The sequence below is a fragment of the Meiothermus sp. genome, assembly GCF_037443965.1.
Taxonomy (GTDB): domain Bacteria; phylum Deinococcota; class Deinococci; order Deinococcales; family Thermaceae; genus Meiothermus.
Genome location: NZ_JBBINI010000034.1, coordinates 22,941 through 39,001, shown reverse-complemented (window position 1 = coordinate 39,001; position 16,061 = coordinate 22,941). Strand labels below are relative to the sequence as shown.

The 16,061-nt window shown below is 63.0% G+C and carries 15 protein-coding genes; 7 read left to right on the top strand and 8 right to left on the bottom strand.

Annotated elements, in window-relative coordinates; all coding sequences use genetic code 11:
• Positions 1-80 precede the first annotated feature (80 nt).
• The 3 genes from WKI89_RS15070 to WKI89_RS15060 are packed head-to-tail and all read right to left on the bottom strand — an operon-like array spanning position 81 to position 2,257.
• Positions 81-410, bottom strand: coding sequence for a hypothetical protein (locus WKI89_RS15070; RefSeq protein WP_337870993.1), 330 nt, complete (start codon positions 408-410; stop codon positions 81-83).
• 33 nt (positions 411-443) lie between these two features.
• On the bottom strand, positions 444-1,454 hold the full coding sequence (locus WKI89_RS15065) for a WD40 repeat domain-containing protein (RefSeq protein WP_337870991.1): 1,011 nt from the start codon (positions 1,452-1,454) through the stop codon (positions 444-446).
• The gene (locus WKI89_RS15060) at positions 1,454-2,257 is read right to left on the bottom strand and encodes an RNA methyltransferase (RefSeq protein WP_337870989.1); all 804 of its coding nucleotides are present in this window, start codon (positions 2,255-2,257) and stop codon (positions 1,454-1,456) included. Before WKI89_RS15060 ends, WKI89_RS15065 begins: the two co-directional genes overlap by 1 nt.
• Before the next feature lie 156 nt (positions 2,258-2,413).
• Between WKI89_RS15060 and WKI89_RS15055 the strand changes: the two genes are divergently transcribed.
• Positions 2,414-3,253, top strand: coding sequence for a trypsin-like serine protease (locus WKI89_RS15055; RefSeq protein ID WP_337870988.1), 840 nt, complete (start codon positions 2,414-2,416; stop codon positions 3,251-3,253).
• 153 nt (positions 3,254-3,406) lie between these two features.
• Here WKI89_RS15055 and WKI89_RS15050 read toward each other — a convergent pair whose 3' ends face one another.
• Genes WKI89_RS15050 through WKI89_RS15040 form a run of 3 tightly spaced genes read right to left on the bottom strand, consistent with a single transcriptional unit; the run spans position 3,407 to position 5,591 of the window.
• Complete coding sequence (locus WKI89_RS15050) at positions 3,407-3,835, bottom strand: hypothetical protein (RefSeq protein ID WP_337870986.1); 429 nt, start codon at positions 3,833-3,835, stop codon at positions 3,407-3,409.
• Between the two features lie 23 nt (positions 3,836-3,858).
• Positions 3,859-4,695: a Fumble domain-containing protein gene (locus WKI89_RS15045; protein ID WP_337870985.1), complete on the bottom strand. Its 837-nt coding sequence runs from the start codon at positions 4,693-4,695 to the stop codon at positions 3,859-3,861.
• 50 nt (positions 4,696-4,745) lie between these two features.
• Entirely contained in the window at positions 4,746-5,591 is an 846-nt protein-coding gene (locus tag WKI89_RS15040; protein ID WP_337870983.1) for an SDR family oxidoreductase, read from the bottom strand.
• 69 nt (positions 5,592-5,660) lie between these two features.
• On the opposite strand from WKI89_RS15040, the gene WKI89_RS15035 reads away from it, so the two are divergent.
• Positions 5,661-6,440: a VOC family protein gene (locus tag WKI89_RS15035; protein WP_337870981.1), complete on the top strand. Its 780-nt coding sequence runs from the start codon at positions 5,661-5,663 to the stop codon at positions 6,438-6,440.
• On the opposite strand, the gene WKI89_RS15030 is transcribed toward WKI89_RS15035, so the two are convergent.
• Positions 6,435-6,971, bottom strand: a complete 537-nt coding sequence (locus WKI89_RS15030) for an N-acetyltransferase (protein ID WP_337870979.1) — start codon at positions 6,969-6,971, stop codon at positions 6,435-6,437. The genes WKI89_RS15035 and WKI89_RS15030 overlap by 6 nt on opposite strands.
• A 134-nt stretch (positions 6,972-7,105) precedes the next feature.
• On the opposite strand from WKI89_RS15030, the gene WKI89_RS15025 reads away from it, so the two are divergent.
• Both WKI89_RS15025 and pepF read left to right on the top strand, forming a co-directional pair.
• Complete coding sequence (locus WKI89_RS15025) at positions 7,106-8,449, top strand: GH1 family beta-glucosidase (RefSeq protein ID WP_337870978.1); 1,344 nt, start codon at positions 7,106-7,108, stop codon at positions 8,447-8,449.
• A 26-nt stretch (positions 8,450-8,475) separates the two neighbouring features.
• Entirely contained in the window at positions 8,476-10,296 is a 1,821-nt protein-coding gene (gene pepF, locus WKI89_RS15020) for an oligoendopeptidase F (protein WP_337870975.1), read from the top strand.
• Between the two features lie 5 nt (positions 10,297-10,301).
• On the opposite strand, the gene WKI89_RS15015 is transcribed toward pepF, so the two are convergent.
• Positions 10,302-11,918 carry a M66 family metalloprotease gene (locus tag WKI89_RS15015; RefSeq protein ID WP_337870974.1) on the bottom strand — a complete coding sequence of 539 codons (1,617 nt, stop codon included), beginning with the start codon at positions 11,916-11,918 and terminating at the stop codon, positions 10,302-10,304.
• Positions 11,919-11,995: 77 nt separating this feature from the next.
• Between WKI89_RS15015 and proB the strand changes: the two genes are divergently transcribed.
• From proB to WKI89_RS15000, 3 genes are all read left to right on the top strand, one after another.
• A complete protein-coding gene (gene proB, locus WKI89_RS15010; protein ID WP_337870972.1) occupies positions 11,996-13,129 on the top strand; it encodes a glutamate 5-kinase in 1,134 nt (377 codons plus the stop codon).
• Positions 13,130-13,144: 15 nt separating this feature from the next.
• Positions 13,145-14,398, top strand: coding sequence for a glutamate-5-semialdehyde dehydrogenase (locus tag WKI89_RS15005; protein WP_337870996.1), 1,254 nt, complete (start codon positions 13,145-13,147; stop codon positions 14,396-14,398).
• Between the two features lie 193 nt (positions 14,399-14,591).
• Positions 14,592-15,491: a YhjD/YihY/BrkB family envelope integrity protein gene (locus tag WKI89_RS15000; RefSeq protein WP_337870971.1), complete on the top strand. Its 900-nt coding sequence runs from the start codon at positions 14,592-14,594 to the stop codon at positions 15,489-15,491.
• Positions 15,492-16,061 lie beyond the last annotated feature (570 nt).

Below are 16,061 nucleotides of genomic sequence, written 5' to 3'. Positions count from 1 at the left end.
GGCCCGGTCGTTTGCAGGTTTCCTGGCGCGGGTGAACCTGATTCTGCTGGTGCACAACCTCATCCGCAGCCGTCTTCTGCTCAGGATGGCGGGGGTGGAAGGGTAGACTGCAGGTAGCACACGAAGGTATGACTTAGCTGAATCTGCCCGGCCAGGTAGCGCGGCTCGTCCGAGCCATTCTCGAGAGAGGCGGCAAAGGCCAGGGAGTCTGGAGGCAGTGCTTGGGTGATCAAGCCACCGTAGGGTATGAAACCTTTACCGGTAACGGAATACAGCGTGTCGCCGAGCTTGGCCGCTCCCACAAAGGTATAGCTTTTGTCATCGCGATAGGTGGGGGTGAGCTCGAGCGTCAAGGGCATCAGGCGGGGTTCCTTACGCCAGCGCACCCCGGTGGGCTCGAGGCTCACCATGAGGCCGGAGGTACTGGATAGCCAGACCTGGCTCTAGGTTCCCATCGCGTGTGCATAAAGCTCGTACCAAACATCGTGCACGGTCTGCCGGGCCCACACGCCCCGTCCAGCTTCCCACCAGACCACCTCGTAGCTCGAGGTCGTATAGTCGTGCGCCTTCCTACCAAAGTAGTCCGGGTTCTTCAGAAAGACCCTCGACCGGCCATCCGGGCTCTCGGCCACCAAAGAATGCGAGCGATCGGGGTAGCCTTGAAAGACCTGCGCCGTGCCGTCGCTCAGTCGCCAGTAAAAGGCCCGCCCATCCGGCAAAACCCCAATCAGGTGGCTTCCGTCTGGAGAAAAGGACAACTCTGGACGAGCAAACGGGCCGGTCTCAAACACCCCGCTCCTAATTACCCAGGTTCGCAGAATGTTCAGATCAAGGTCGTATAGTCTCACCTCTGCCTTCACGCTCAGGCCATCGCGGAATACCCAACCCGAGGCCAGTCGTTGCAAATCAGGGCTCACAGCATCTATTCGAGGGGGGTCGTTACCAAACAGGTCGAAGGAGAAGTTCTGCGGCAGGGCAATCTCGCGCACCCGCTGGCTGCTATTCAGCTCAAAGATCGCGTAGCGGTTGTCGGAGACCTGCTCCAAAACCCGACTGCGGTCGGCGGAAATAGCCTTCACTTTGATCTGCCAGGGTGGCAAAACGATTCCATCCGGGCGTTGAATTTGCAAACCAGACATCCAACTGTAGGCCCAGACCTCGCCATCGGGGTAGATTTTTATCGTTTTGTCGATTGGAGAAAGGCCCAGCGCACGCCGGTCAAGTTCCTCGCCGGAGTCGGGGTCCAGGCGCACCAAGGCATCTCCCTGCAACGCATAGACTGTGCGTCCATCGGCACTCAGCGCGCGCAGTCCATACATCTTTGGGGTTGGCAGCACCTCTCCTACCCACGGGCCTCGCAGGATACGCGGGTCGGTGTTGAAATCCAACCGCACGGGGCTGTTTGGGCAGGCGGTCAGTAGAAAAGTGAGCAGTGCAAGCAAAATAATGCGCATTATGGCGAAACTTTACCACCGCTACGCTGGCGAAGGGCCTCATAGAGCATCAGGGCTGCCGTTACCGAGACGTTAAGACTGTCGGCCTGGCCCTGCATGGGAACCTTGACCTTTAGTGCGGCCCGCTCGAGCCAGTTTTGGCTCAATCCCTGGTGTTCCGTGCCCAGCACAATCGCCACAGGCCCCCGCAAGTCCACATCCCAGTAGGTTTGGTGGGTGTGGGGGGTGGTGGCCACCATGGGAATATGGTGCTGCAACAGCCAGTCCAGCACGCTCTGTTCGGGGGCGGTAAAGGTGGGCAGGGAAAACACCACCCCGGTGGAGTTGCGGATGACCTGGGGGCTGTAGAGGTCTACCCCACCCGCCACCAGCACCGCATCGGCCCCGGCGGCGTCGGCTGAGCGCAGCAAGGCCCCCAGGTTACCGGGTTTCTCCAGCCCCACCGAGACCAGCAGCAGGGCGTTTTTGGGTGGGTGGAAGGCCGCGAGGGAGGGCCGGGGCATCCGGGCCACCACCACCACCCCGGCCGGGTGCTCGCGGCTGCTGATTTTCTTTAAGGCTGCTTCGGAGAGTTCGTGAACCACCAAGCGTTCGACTCGAGCTAAATCGGCAACAGTGCGGGCCTCTTCGGGGCTAAGGTGCTCGCTGCAATAGGCTTCGATGACCTCGAGGCCCGCCGCCAACGCCCGTTCAACCTCGCGCGAGCCTTCAATCAAAAACATACCCGTTCGCTCTCGGCCCCTGCGCTCTTTGAGCTCAGCGGCAGCCTTGATGCGGGGGTTGGCCGTCGAGGTAATGCGCATGGGCCCATCTTAACGAATCGGTACGAATCGGTTGCATTCGCTCTGGAGGCGTGGCTTGTAACACCAGGTAATGATGTAATTTCTCGTTAATATGAGCATTGTGGATTTATGCTAAATGAGCCCATCCATGTTTGGGACAACAAATCAGGAGGTCGTATGAAGCAGCTCGTTCGGTTGGCCTTACTCGCAGTGTTGGCTCTGGCCCTTGCAGCGTGTGGAAGTTCCATGCAGAGCGCCTCGAGCGAAGGGGTTTCCTCGCAAATCACCTACGGTGAACTCGACGGCAACCGCCACCCCTACGTGGGCTTGATGGTCGCTCAAGACGCGAATGGAAACCCGCTGTGGCGTTGCAGCGGGACGCTGATGTCACCTACGCTTTTCCTCACCGCCGGCCACTGCACAGAACCTCCCGCCGCCAAGGTTGAGATCTGGTTTGACGCCGACGTAGACGCAGGCAGGCCCGGCAATGGCTTCCCCTTCACCGGCCAGACCGGTGGCACGCCCTACACCCACCCACAGTACGACCCCAACGCTTTCTTCCGCTACGACCTGGGGATGGTCGTACTCGATGCCCACCGACCCATGCCGATGAGCCAGTACGGCGCCCTGCCCAGACAGGACGTGCTCGACCGGTTGGCCCGGCAGCGCGGCCTGCAAAACACCACCTTTACCGCGGTGGGCTATGGCCTGCAACGAATCAACCCGGTCTTTGTCGAAGCCGCACGTGTACGCATGCTGGCACGGCCGCACCTGGTTCAGATCAACACGGGCTTTACTGGCGATTTCTCCATCTTACTGTCCAACAATGCCAGCACCGGCGGCACCTGCTTTGGCGACTCGGGTGGCCCCAACTTCATTGGGGACTCCAACGTGATAGGCGGGGTCACTTCCTTTGGCATCAACGGCAACTGCGCCGGTACGGGCGGCGTCTATCGTATTGACAGAAAAGACGACCTGGACTGGCTCGCCACTTTTGGGCTCTTCCCCCAGCCCTAGCTCTATAGCGCGCAAACCGACCGATAGCCAGTATCGGTCGGTTCCTTTTTTAGATAGCGGGTCTGCCTCATACGCATTCCTACTCCCTTCGGTCGGCTTGAATCCTTCACCCTTGACTGCGCATGGCGGTGAAGGATTCAAGCGGAAACAGTATCAGTGGGGCAACAACGGGCGCAGGTACGCGCGAACCTGGTCGTAAGCAAAGGTGTAGACCGAGCCGTTGGGGGTGGTGACTTCCAGTATATCGCCCCCGTCCTCTACTACCCGGCGCAAAAGCAGGAGGCCCGGTGTGCTATAGAGCTCGACCTGGGCCGCGCGGTAGGCCCCCTCGAGGCGGGGGTGGTGCTGGGCGAGGCCATAAGCGGAAACCCTGGTTTCGGGGATCTCCACAGCCTCGTGCGACCAGGCCGACGCGTTGGGGTCAAGCAGATCGTCTTCCTCCAGGTGGGCCAGGCCCCCGGCGAGCTCGAGCGCCGACAGCCACAGCACTTCCTCCCCCACCCCATCCGACAAAACCAGCTTGAGGTTGTCGTAGTTGTTGTCGTCTTCTAAATGGGCCCAAAAGCCCTCGGGGGGTTTCATGGTTTCAGTTTACGACATGCTTTTTATACCAAACGTCCCTGCGTAGTTTGTGCGCAAAGCGCTGCCCCATACGCCGTCGCCCAGCCGGACATAGGGGGAATGAGGGGCTTGGGGTCAATCTGGTAAAAATACCAGACCCGTTCGAAGGCTTTGCGCATAGGCGCCAAATCGGGCAGGTGTCCCACAATCACAATTTGCGGTAGCTCAGCGGCCTTCACCGCATTGAGGGCAATCATGGCAATCACCTGCCCAACCAGGGTAATGAGCCCCGCCGCTAGGTCTTCGCGGGACGGGTGGGTTCCGTCCACCAATCGGCCAAAGTTGACCGCGGTGGCATCGGGGGGCAGGTGCCCAATACCTCCCCCAATCACATCCACCAGCGTCGAGTCCACGCCGCTGGGGTTGCCCAGTTCAGCCAGACGGGCCACCTCGAGGGGGTCGGAGGTTCCCAGCAGCAACCTGGACAAACCCAGCAAGGTCCCACCCCCCACCGCCGAGCCGGTGAAGTGCTGGCAGTCGGCTCCCCTTGCGGCAATCATGGCCGTCCCGGTGCCTGCCGAGACCACCAGCGCCTCCTGCAGTTCCGTCAGTGCCAGCGCACCGCGCCCCACCGCCTGGGCCTCACCGATTTTCTGGATGGGTATACCCTCAAAGGCGTCGGGCAAGGTGCGCGACAATCCTCCACAGCTGGCAATGGCACCCAACTCGGAGGGTCGAACCCCCAGGGTTTGTAGCACCGTCGCTAGAGCTTCCGCACTGGCCGGCCCGGTTTTGATGATCTGGTTGGCTAGGATGGTCTCGCCTTCCACCAGCACCACGTCGGTATTGGAGAGCCCAAAGTCCACACCGAGTTTCAACATGAGGCTCAGGATAACGCAAACTGCTGGGATGGTAGGCCTCGTTGGCTGTTTTAGGACTGAAGCTCGCGCAACACTTCCCGCACCCCGCGCAGCCGGGTCTGGAGCAGGGACTGAGCCAGCGAGCTATCCAGTGCACAATTGCCGGGACGTGGGCCGGGAAACTCGGCGCGGCGCTGGGCAGGTAGTCGGGCCGGGTCGCGTCCGTGGAAGGGGGCGATGAGCCGCCCAAACTCGAGCCGGCTCAGCACCTCCGCGCCCCCCAGGTGCAGGAGGCCCGCATACTCCAGACCCGCCAGCTCCCACAGGGCCTGGGCCAGATCCTCTACGTACACAAAGGAGCGGTACTCGTCGCTAAAAAGCCCACCCTCCCGCTTGCCATCGGCCAGTTCCAACACCATCTGGCTGGTCACGTCGAGGGGGTTCAGGCCCCAGATGAGCGAGGTGCGGACGATGGTGGCGGTGGGGAGTATCGCCTGCACCCAGTGTTCGGCCCTGAGCTTGGCCTGGCCGTACTCGGTGAGGGGGTTGGGCGCAGCCGACTCGGCATAGGGCGGGTTTTCGCCATCGAAAAGCTGGTCGGTGGAGAGATGAATCAGCCGGGCCCCAAGCGCCCGACAGGCCCGGGCCACATGAACCGTGCCCTGTACGGTGATGGCCTCGAGCGCCGCTGGACTGGCCTTGCTGTAGGCGGTGTGGATGACCACCTCGGGACGAAACTCCTCCAGGGCCTGCTCCACTTCCGCCGCATCCCGTACATCCAGCCGCACCCACGCCACCCCCGGCATCCCGGGCGGCTGGCTCCAGTAACTGGCACCCAAAACCCAGGGCCGACCCGACCCCAGCCGCAGCAGCGTACTCCCCAAATAACCGGTTCCCCCGGTCACAAAAACCCGCATCTCCACAGCATATCCGAATCCTGTCCCCTGTTACTTTACATTTTATAGCACTTTGCATATCATAAAGTCATGACCCATGATTCCCACAAGACCCTGGCCCTCACCGCCCTGACCCTGCGGGTGCAGAACCTCGAGCGCCAACTGGCCTTCTACGGCGATCTGCTGGGCCTCGAGGTCGTCCAGCGCCAGGGGCCGCAGACCGAGCTGGCCCTTCCAGGCCGCCATTTCACCCTTACCTTGCAGCATGAGCCCAGTGCTCCGCTGCGCCCCCAGCCCACCCTGGGGCTGTACCACTTTGCCCTGTTGCTCCCCAGCCGGGTCGCCCTGGCTGCGGTCTTCCGGCGGCTGGTAGAGGCCCGCTACCCCCATTTTCAGGGGGCCTCCGACCACGGGGTCTCGGAGGCGCTCTACCTGGCCGACCCCGAGGGCAACGGGATTGAGCTCTACCGCGACCGTCCCCGCGCCGAGTGGCCCTTTCGGGGAGATCGCCTGGCTATGGTCTCCGAGCGGCTCGAGCTGGAAGCCCTCCTGGCCGAAGCAAAGGCCGGTCGGGGGCTCGTCCCCCAGACCACCCTGGGGCATATTCATCTGCATGTGGGCGACTTAGACAAAGCGCAGGCTTTTTTCCAGGGTCTGGGTATGGAACTCACGCAGGGGGACTACCCCGGCGCCCGTTTCCTGGCCGCCGACGGCTACCACCACCACATCGGCATCAACCTGTGGGCCAGGGGTCGCACCGCGCCGGCCCACTCAACCGGGCTGCTCGCTTATGAAATCGCCCTGCAAAATCGCCCTCCCCAAACCCTCACCGACCCCAACGGGGCATGGGTGCAGATCGTTCCGCTATAAACCGAACTCCACCGGGTAGCCCACCTCGGCAAAGGCTACCGGGTAGCGCACAATTCCTTTGTATTGCAGCGTATAGCCAGAGAGCCGCTTGGCCATGTATTCCTCCGGCGCAATATCAAATGGGGGTCGAATGTCCATCTGTACCGAGGGCACAAAGCCAAACCGGGGGTAGTAGTGGGCGTGGCCCCGCACCACTACCAGCGGCGCACCCATGGCATCCAATCGCGCCAAGCCCTCTTCTACCAGTCGTTTTCCTGCGCCCAGGTTCTGAAATTCAGGCTGAACTGCCAGCGGTGCCAGCACCACCACCTTGCGCATGACACCCTGAGTATCCTGCAACCCCACATAGCTGAACAGGATGTGCCCGATGGGCCGCCCTTCCACAACCGCTACCAGTGAAAGCTCGTGAATGTACTCAGGCGATTGGCGGACCAAAGCCACCACCCTGGCCTCCTGCGCTCCCCCAAAAGCCCGCTCGTGGATGCGCTCCACCATGGCATATTCCTCGGGCCGCTCTGGCCGGATCTCCATAGTGCTCACCATACCCTATACCAGGGCTGTATTAACCAGCACAAAGGTTTTTAGGAACCGCTCGAGCCTTGCTTTGCCTGTGAAGCAACTCAACATACTGCCAAAGTGGACGGCAATTCTTGTAGATTGAACCCGTGACAGACTATAGCAAGAGCAACTTTGGCCCTGGCTTTCTGTGGGGGGTGGCTACGGCAGCCTATCAGATTGAGGGCGCGGTGAACGAGGACGGGCGCAGCCCTTCCATCTGGGACAGCTTCTCCCATACCCCCGGCAAGATCAAAACCGGCGAGAACGGCGATCTGGCCTGCGACTTCTACCACCGCTACCACGACGACATCGCCTTCATCCGGGAGATGAACATGCAGGTGCACCGCTTTTCGCTGTCCTGGCCGCGCATTCTGCCCGGTGGAACCGGCCCGGTCAACCCAAAGGGGCTGGACTTCTACCATCGGGTGATAGACCGGACGCTCGAGCTGGGCCTGCAGCCCTGGGTAACCCTGTACCACTGGGATCTACCGCAGGTGCTGGAGGACAGGGGCGGCTGGACCAACCGCGAGATTGTGGGCTGGTTTAGCGAGTACGTGGAGGTGTGCAGCCGGGCTTTTGGCGACAAGGTCAAGCACTGGATGGTGCTCAACGAGCCCACCGTGTTCACCGTGCTGGGCTACCTGCAAGGCACCCACGCCCCAGGCCGCAGGGGCTTTGGCAACTTTTTGCCGGCCGTCCACCACGTGGCTTTAGCCCAGGCCGAAGGGGGGCGGGTTCTGCGGGCCCATGTGCCGGACGCCCAGATCGGCACCACCTTCTCGGCTTCCTATGTGCAGCCAGCGGGCCCCACCTGGCTCAGCCGTATGGCCGCCGCCAACTACGACGTGATCGCCAACCGGCTGTTCCTCGAGCCCGCCCTGGGGCTGGGCTACCCCTGGAAAACCACCCCCTTTTTGCTGGCGCTGCAGCGCTACATCCGTCCGGGCGACATGGAGCGGCTGGCTTTCGACTTCGACTTTATCGGCTTACAGACCTACTTCCGCCAACTGGTGCGCTTCGACCTGCTGAGCCCCGGCACCTGGGGCAGGGAAATCCCCCACGCCGAGCGGGGCAGCGGGGAGCTCACCGAGATGGGCTGGGAGGTCTGGCCGGAAAACATCTACCGGCTCTTGAAGCAGTTTGCGGCCTACAAGAGCGTCCGGCGCATCATCATCACCGAAAACGGGGCGGCCTTCCCCGACAAACTCGAGGGCGAGCAGGTGCACGACCCCCAGCGCATCCGGTTCATCCAGGATCACCTAGCCCAGGTCTTGCGGGCCAAGCAGGAGGGGGTGCCGGTGGAGGGGTATTTCTACTGGAGCCTGCTGGACAACTTCGAATGGGCCGAGGGGTACCGGCCCCGCTTCGGGCTGGTGTACGTGGACTACCCCACCCAGAAGCGCGTTCTGAAGGACTCCGGCAGGTGGTTCCGGGAGTTTCTAGCCAACTGACCGGCGGGTCAGCTAGAATGCCCTGGATGAGTACCTTACCCAAACGTGCTGAGCTACCCAAAGAACAGACCTGGAACCTCGAGGCCCTGTTTGCCTCGGAAGCCGAATGGCGGGCGGCCCTGGAAGAAGCCGCCCAAAGCGTAGAGGCGGTCAGGCCGTTCGCCGGACGGCTGGCCGAGTCGCCGCAGGTGCTGCTGCAAGCCCTGGAGACCTACCACACCCGGATGCTGGAGGCCATGAAGGTGGCCCAGTATGCCTCGCTGCAGCTCTCGACCGAGGGCACCAACCCCCATTTCATGCGCATGGTGGGCGAGGCCCGCGCCGTGGTTGCAGCGCTGGCCGCCGCCGGGGCCTACCTCGAGCCCGAGCTGCTGAGCCTGCCCAAGGAGACCCTCGAGGCTTTCATGCAGGCCGAACCGGGCCTGGCCGTCTACCGGCATTACTTCGAAGCCCTGCAAGCCCGCAGGCCCCACGTGCGCAGCAGCGAGGTGGAAACCGTGCTGGCCGCCGTCTCCGACCCCCTGGGCGGGCACAGCGCCACCGCTGCGGCGGCCACCAATGCCGATATGCAGTTCAGGCCGGTGGAGTACCAGGGCCAGACCCTGCCGGTCTCCCACAGCACCATCGGCGAGCTGTTGGTGCATGAGAGCCCCGAGGTGCGCCGGGCCGCCTGGGAGTCCTATGCCGGTGGGCATCTGGCCTTCAAAAACACCCTGGCCTCCACCCTGCAGGGTAGCGTCAAGAGCTTTGCCTTCCAGGCCCGCACCCGCGGCTATGCCAGCAGCCTCGAGATGGCCCTGGCGGTAAGCCGCACCTGCGGCGACAACATCCCTAAAGCCGTCTTCGACAACCTGCTGGCCACCTTCCAGGCCCACCTGCCCACCTGGCACCGCTTCTGGCGCATCCGCAAAAAGGCCCTGGGCGGCCAGCTCAGAAGCTACGACGTGCCCATCTACGACGCGCCGGCCCCCCTGGTGCCAAGCCCCAAGATTACCTTCTGGGAGGCCGCCGAGACCATCTGCCGGGGCATGGAACCCCTGGGGCGGGAGTACGTGGAGCCCATGCGCCGGGGCCTGTTCGAGGAACGCTGGGTGGACTGGGGGCAGAACCAGGGCAAGCGGGCCGGGGCCTTCTCCTCGGGGCTCAAGGGCACCTTCCCCTACATCTTCATGAGCTGGTCGGACGACCTCTTCTCGCTCAGCACCCTGGCCCACGAGCTGGGCCACTCCATGCACAGCTACTTCACCCGGCAGACCCAGCCCATCGTGTACGCCCGCTACAGCCTGTTCGTGGCCGAGGTGGCCTCCAACTTCAACCAGGCCATGGTGCGGGCCATGCTCCTGCGCGAGGCCCCGACGCCCGAGTACAAGCTGGCGGTGCTGGAGGAGGCCTTTAGCAACTTCCACCGCTATTTGTTTGTGATGCCCACCCTAGCCCGTTTCGAGCTCGAGCTCTACCAGCGCATCGAGAAGGGTGGGGCCCTCACCGCACCCTTCCTGATCGAGCGGCTGGCCGAACTCTTCGCCGAGGGCTACGGCGGCGAGGTGGAGCTGGACAAGGAGCGCCTGGGTGCGGGCTGGATGAACTTCTCCCACCTCTACAGCCCCTTCTACGTCTACCAGTACGCCACCGGCATCGCCGCCGCCAACGCCCTGGCCAAGGATGTACTGGAACAGGGCGAGCCCGCCGCCAAACGCTACCTGGACTTCCTCAAGGCCGGCGACTCGGTGTATCCGCTGGACGCGCTGAAAATCGCCGGGATTGACATGAACAGCCCCGAGCCGGTGGAGCGGGGGTTTGCGGTGCTTGGGAGCATGGTGGACGAGCTCGAGCGCCTGGCGGCATAGACCCCCTACCTTGCGAACTCCTGTCGCTCCGAGTTAATCCCATCTGAGAGCGTGACCTCGAGCCTCCCCCCCGCTTCCAATCCCTCGGTCGAGAGGGTGCCCTTGCCGCCCTGGAGCCACAGCCCAAGGGTAGTGCGCTGGCTACCCAGATGGGCCAGCGAGGCATAGGGGTAGGCGCTGCTGTCCCAGGAAAGGGAAACCGCGCTGCCCTGCTCGAGCAACCGCACATAGGAAGCGCGCTGGCCCTGCACCCGTGGCGCCGCCGTGCGCTGGAGGAGTGGGCGGCCTACCTGGGTGATCTCGAGGCCCCGCACCGCACCGGGGTGGGGCAGGCTAAAGCTAAAGTGCGCTTCCGACCAAGCATCTTCTGGGGGCTGGCCGGGGCCGTGGGGCGCTTCTACCGGTTCGGCCTGGAAGGCAACCTCCACCACACCGCCCTCTGTGTCCAAGCGCAAGCGATAGGCACCGGGGCGGGGTAGCTCGGGCACGGCGTGTATGGTCGTGAGGGGGTTGAGTTCCACCCGACCCCCTCGAATGCGGCCGCTAATCAAGAGCACCTCCTGCGCCGCACCCAGGCTCTGGGACTGAGTACTGGGGGGGCGGGCCTCGAGAAAGGTCTGCATCCGCTCATACATATAATCGGAAATCCACTGCGGCGAGCAGTAACTCATCACATCTTTGTACTGGGCTGGATTGTATAGGGTTTCACTGGCTACGTTGTAGCCCCAAGTGCCAATTAAGCCTCCGGGGTAGGGATAATCTACTTCGCCCTCTACATTGCAGGGCGCATGCCCCCGACCCAGATTGTGCCCGATCTCATGCACCATGATCCGGGCTGCGGAACTGCTAAAATCCCAACCCGCACTGGTTGGAAAGCCAATGTAGCCAATCCCAGCGATGCCACTGGTGTAACCCACCCGAACCACTCCATAGTAGTAGCGGTTACTACCGTCGCTGGTGCGCAGGCTGCGAAGGGCACTGAGCAGACTGCTCCAGTCCCCACTGGCATTGCTGAGAGCACTGCCATAGCTGAAAGGCGCACGGGTGGTGGCCTGCACCCCGCGCACCGGAAGCATATCTCTCAGCAAATCCACACTGGGAAGGGTAGGCTGGCTGGTCTGGCCGGGCTGAACCACCGGAACCAGGGTCAGGGGCAACACCGTACCGATACCCACCGCTGGTTTGAGGGTCAGGCGGTTATCCGCTTCGTTGCTTTCGCCAATCTGGTTGCTCGGGTCGGCCTGCAAACGCACCTCCATCCCAACTACCACCCAATTCGCTGGAACCGTGGCCCGGTAGGTCTGGGCCAGCTCGGCAGGGTTGATGGTGGTGGGGAGGGTTGCGGGGCCGGTAAAGGTCAGTTCCCCCAGCCGGCTGGAACCCTGAAAGACTTCCCCCCGGAGACTTCCCGGCAAGCCATCGCGGTCACCGATGAGATGTACGCGCAAAAGAGCCGGTTTACCCGCCACTAGGCGTAGATCGGCTTTAAGCACACTTTGGCCCCACTCAGCCTTGAGGATCGTGACCTCGCCCGAGACCGAAGGCAGACCGGGGCCAGGCACCGAAGGCGAGGTGGTACAAGCAGCCAAAGATAACAAAGCCAGCACAAGCCAGGCACGCATGATTCACCTATGTCAACACGCCAGGCTTATTAGCCAAGTGAGAAATAGCCCAATAAGCGTTACGATAACGCAGGACTATGCAAGGCCGCGATCCCTTAAGCGTCCAAACCTACCGCCGCATTGTGGTCAAGGTGGGCAGCGCCGTCCTGAGCGGGCCCCAGGGGCGGCAGCACCAACTGGCCATTGCCGCCCAGGTGGCCGCCCTGCGGGCCGAGGGGCGCGAGGTGGTGCTGGTCTCCTCGGGGGCCCAGGCCACCGGCATGCAAAAGCTGGGCCTGACCGAAAAGCCCAGATCTATGCCCGGCAAACAGGCCCTGGCCGCCGTCGGGCAGCCCACCCTAATGCTCCTGTGGGAGCAGGCTTTTAGCTGGTACGACCTGAAGGTGGCCCAGGTCTTGCTCACCGCCGAAGACCTGGCCCACCGCCACCGCTACCTGAACGCCCGGCAGACCCTGGAGACGCTTTTGGAGTGGGGCATCGTGCCCATCATCAACGAGAACGACACGGTAATGGTGGAGGAGATCAAGTTTGGCGATAACGACCAGCTTTCGGCCCTGATTGCCTCGCTGGTAGGGGCCGATCTCTTGATCCTGCTCTCCGACATCGAGGCTTTGTACGAGGCCGACCCTCGCACCCACCCCGAGGCCCGGCCCATCCCCTACGTGGAGCGGGTGGATGCCGGGGTGTTGCGCATGGCCGGTGACAGCCCCAACCGGGTGGGCACCGGCGGGATGAAAAGCAAGCTGCTGGCCGCCGAAAAAGCCCAGGCCGCCGGGATTCCTACCCTGCTGCTGCCCGGAACCCGGCCCCAAAGCATCACCGAGGCCCTGCAGGGCGCGCCGGTGGGCACGCTGTTTGCCGGGGGCCAGCGCCGCTACAGCGGCCGTAAGCTCTGGCTGTACCAGCTCCCCAAGCCCCAGGGGGAGGTGGTGGTGGACGCCGGGGCAGCGAAAGCCTTACGCCAGGGCGGGGCCTCGCTCCTGCCGGCGGGCATCCTCGAGGTGCACGGACAGTTTGGGATGGGCGAGGCGGTGCGGTGCCTGGATGAACAGGGCAACCTGATCGGGGTGGGTCTGATCAACTACAGCGCTGTCGAGCTCACCCGCATCAAGCGCCGCAAAACCAAGGACATCGAGGCCATTCTGGGCTACAAAAACACCGACGAGGCCATCCACCGCGACTACTTTGCCCTAGCCTCGGAGCTCGAGTGATATGTTGGAATGACCATGGTCACCTCCCCCGAACTCAAGGCATACGCCCAGGCGGCCAGGGCCGCCGCGCGGGCTTTGTCGGCGGCCTCGCCCAGGGCCAAGAACACCGCACTTTTGGCTATAGCAGCGAAGCTCGAGGCCCAGCAAGAGGCCCTTTTCGCCGCCAACCGCCAGGACCTCGAGGCCGCCCAGGCCGCGGGCCTCTCCAAAGCCAAGCTCGACCGGCTGCGCCTGGACGAAAAGGTGCTGCGCGACCTGCGAACCGGCCTGCAGCAGGTAGCCGAGATGCCCGACCCAGTCGGCGAAATTGAAGGCCTGCAAATCCGGCCCAACGGCCTGCAGGTGGGGCGGATGCGCGTTCCCTTGGGGGTGATTGGCTTCATCTACGAGTCGCGCCCCAACGCCACGGTGGAGGCCAGCGCCCTCTGCCTCAAGGCCGGGAACGCCATCCTGCTGCGGGGGGGCAAGGAGGCCTGGCACTCCAACCGTGCCCTGGTCGGCCTGATGCAAGCCGCCCTGCAGGAAGCCGGGCTGCCCAGGGAAGCCATCCAACTGGTGCCCACCACCGACCGCAGCGCCATCCTGGAGATGTGCCACCTGGCCGGCCTGTTGGATCTGATCATCCCCAGGGGCGGCAAGGAGCTGATCGAGCTGGTGCAGCGCGAGGCCCGGATGCCGGTGCTGGCCCACGCCGAGGGGGTCAATCACCTGTTTGTGGACGAGAGCGCCGATCTAGAAAGCGCCGTGCAGATTGCCCTGAACGGCAAGGCCCAGCGCCCCAGCACCTGCAACAGCCTGGAAAAAGTGCTGGTGCACCAGCGCATCGCCCCGGTGTTTTTGCCCATGCTGGGCCAGGCCATGCAGAAGGCTGGGGTGGAGCTGCGCGGCGACGAGGCCACCTGCGCCCTCATCCCGGCCAGGCCGGCCACCCCCGAGGACTGGCAGACCGAGTATCTGGATCTGATTCTGACCGCAAAGGTGGTGAACTCGCTGGAAGAGGCGCTCGAGCACATCGCCCACTACGGCTCGCACCACACCGAGGCCATCTGCACCCATCACCATGCCCACGCCATGCGCTTTTTGCGGGAGGTGGATGCCTCGCTGGTGCTGGTGAACGCTTCGCCCCGCTTCAACGATGGCTTTCAGTTGGGCCTGGGGGCCGAGATTGGCATCTCCACCAGCAAGCTCCACGCCTATGGCCCCATGGGGGTCAAGGAGCTCACCACCACCAAGTTTGTGGCCCTGGGCAGCGGGCAGGTGCGCGACTAAGTTGACCCGCTCGTATTTATGCTTCCCGCGGAGGCCCCCAGGATGAGGAAAAATCTGTGGTGAAGCATTTAGCAAATATTGGCCAGCGTCTTGGGCAGGATTCTCGAGCCTCGAGCAGCCGTGACCCCCACCCACGCGGCCTTGCCGGAATCGCGCAAGCGGCCTGGCCCCATCCATTGCTCTGGGATCAGCTATGAGCCTAATCGGTATTATTGGGCAGGTTTACCAGCTTTATACACGCTCGCACATCCCGTTTTTCTCGGCGGCGCTGGCCTACTATGCCCTGTTTAGCCTGATGCCTTTGCTGATTCTGCTGGCCGGGGTTTTTGGCTTTGTGCTCTCCGGCAACGAGGGCCTGCGCAGCGCGGTGCTGGTGCGGCTCATCGAGCTGGTGGTGCTGCTCTTCCCCACCCAGCCCGACCTGGCCCAGACCGTGGTGAACTTTCTGACTCGGGGGGCCTTTCCCCTCACGCTGGCCAGCCTGCTGGTGTTGCTGTGGGCCAGCAGTAATTTCTTTGCCGCTCTGGCCTACGCTCTGGGCATCATCTTTGGCGGGGTCGCCCCACGGCCCGACCTGGCCACCCCCGCAGCACCTACCTCCAAAGCCAAGCCCCCGGAGCGGGCTTTTGAGCGGGCGGCGGCGCTGCTGGCCGTCCTGCGCGGGCGCATCGCAGGCCTGCTGGCCCCCTTGCTGCTGGGGCTGGCCCTGATTCTGCTGGCCCTGCTGGGCCTGGCCATGGGCTTTTTGCTACGCTACCTACCCGCCGAGCTCGGCTTTTTGCGAAACGGGGTGGAGGTGGTGGTGCCCATTCTAGGCGCGCTGCTGCTCTTTTTCCTGACTTATATGCTGCTGCCCGTCCCCACCCCCAGGGTGCTGGCCGCTATGGCCGCGGCTACTCTGGCGGCTTTAGCCTGGGAGGGCGTGCGCCTGGGGCTGCCCTTGCTCCTGCCCCGCACCCAGTACGAGCTGATCTATGGCCCCATTGCGGGCTTTCTGCTGGCCCTGGCCGGGTTTTACCTAACCATGTGGATTCTGCTGGCGGGGGCCGTTCTGGCCAAAATATTGACCGACCGCTCGAGCGACACGATATGAAAAAAGCAATCATCCAACCGCTGACGACAAAACGCTATCACAACCTCGAGCAACCTTCTTGAGTCATCAGCTCTGGGCGATCGGTGCTGCGTGATAGGCGAAAACCCTGGGTGTACGATCCTGTTAACCAAGCAGCACTGGCGGTCCGGTAACCTAATTCATGCGATGGATTTGGCTCCCCTAATATCTGGGAGTTGCTTCGAGCGCCTCATTTTGGGAACTTCACGGCATATCATACCGTTTCCGCTTGAATCCTTCACCGCCCGCCGCAGTCAGAGGTGAAGGATTCAAGCCGACCGAAGGGAGTAGAAAAGCATTTCGGTAGTATCGTTTAGGCTTGCCGAAGTGAACGATACTACCGAAATGCGTATCAATCCTCAACTTAACGTCAGTTCGAAGTTATCCAACAAGCTGAAAAAGCTGAGCCGAAGGTTGAAAGCCCGTCAATCAGCCTACCGGCATCGTAAAGTCCACCCCTACCGCCTAGGGGTGGGTAGGGCGGGGTTTGTTCTGCACCAGTCCATGCCATCACAGATTGCATGAACGACCTCGGAACGCACCCCTCCGCTC

Excerpts from the sequence above, each read along its gene's own strand:
- proB (WP_337870972.1), top strand. The coding sequence starts at position 11,996 with ATGCAAGGCCGCGATCCCTTAAGCGTCCAAACCTACCGCCGCATTGTG.
- WKI89_RS15030 (WP_337870979.1), bottom strand. The coding sequence starts at position 6,971 with ATGGAGATCCGGCCAGAGCGGCCCGAGGAATATGCCATGGTGGAGCGC.
- WKI89_RS15060 (WP_337870989.1), bottom strand. The coding sequence starts at position 2,257 with ATGCGCATTACCTCGACGGCCAACCCCCGCATCAAGGCTGCCGCTGAG.
- WKI89_RS15055 (WP_337870988.1), top strand. The coding sequence starts at position 2,414 with ATGAAGCAGCTCGTTCGGTTGGCCTTACTCGCAGTGTTGGCTCTGGCC.
- WKI89_RS15045 (WP_337870985.1), bottom strand. The coding sequence starts at position 4,695 with ATGTTGAAACTCGGTGTGGACTTTGGGCTCTCCAATACCGACGTGGTG.
- WKI89_RS15070 (WP_337870993.1), bottom strand. The coding sequence starts at position 410 with ATGGTGAGCCTCGAGCCCACCGGGGTGCGCTGGCGTAAGGAACCCCGC.
- WKI89_RS15015 (WP_337870974.1), bottom strand. The coding sequence starts at position 11,918 with ATGCGTGCCTGGCTTGTGCTGGCTTTGTTATCTTTGGCTGCTTGTACC.
- WKI89_RS15035 (WP_337870981.1), top strand. The coding sequence starts at position 5,661 with ATGACCCATGATTCCCACAAGACCCTGGCCCTCACCGCCCTGACCCTG.
- WKI89_RS15065 (WP_337870991.1), bottom strand. The coding sequence starts at position 1,454 with ATGCGCATTATTTTGCTTGCACTGCTCACTTTTCTACTGACCGCCTGC.
- WKI89_RS15000 (WP_337870971.1), top strand. The coding sequence starts at position 14,592 with ATGAGCCTAATCGGTATTATTGGGCAGGTTTACCAGCTTTATACACGC.
- WKI89_RS15050 (WP_337870986.1), bottom strand. The coding sequence starts at position 3,835 with ATGAAACCCCCCGAGGGCTTTTGGGCCCATTTAGAAGACGACAACAAC.
- WKI89_RS15040 (WP_337870983.1), bottom strand. The coding sequence starts at position 5,591 with ATGCGGGTTTTTGTGACCGGGGGAACCGGTTATTTGGGGAGTACGCTG.
- pepF (WP_337870975.1), top strand. The coding sequence starts at position 8,476 with ATGAGTACCTTACCCAAACGTGCTGAGCTACCCAAAGAACAGACCTGG.
- WKI89_RS15005 (WP_337870996.1), top strand. The coding sequence starts at position 13,145 with ATGGTCACCTCCCCCGAACTCAAGGCATACGCCCAGGCGGCCAGGGCC.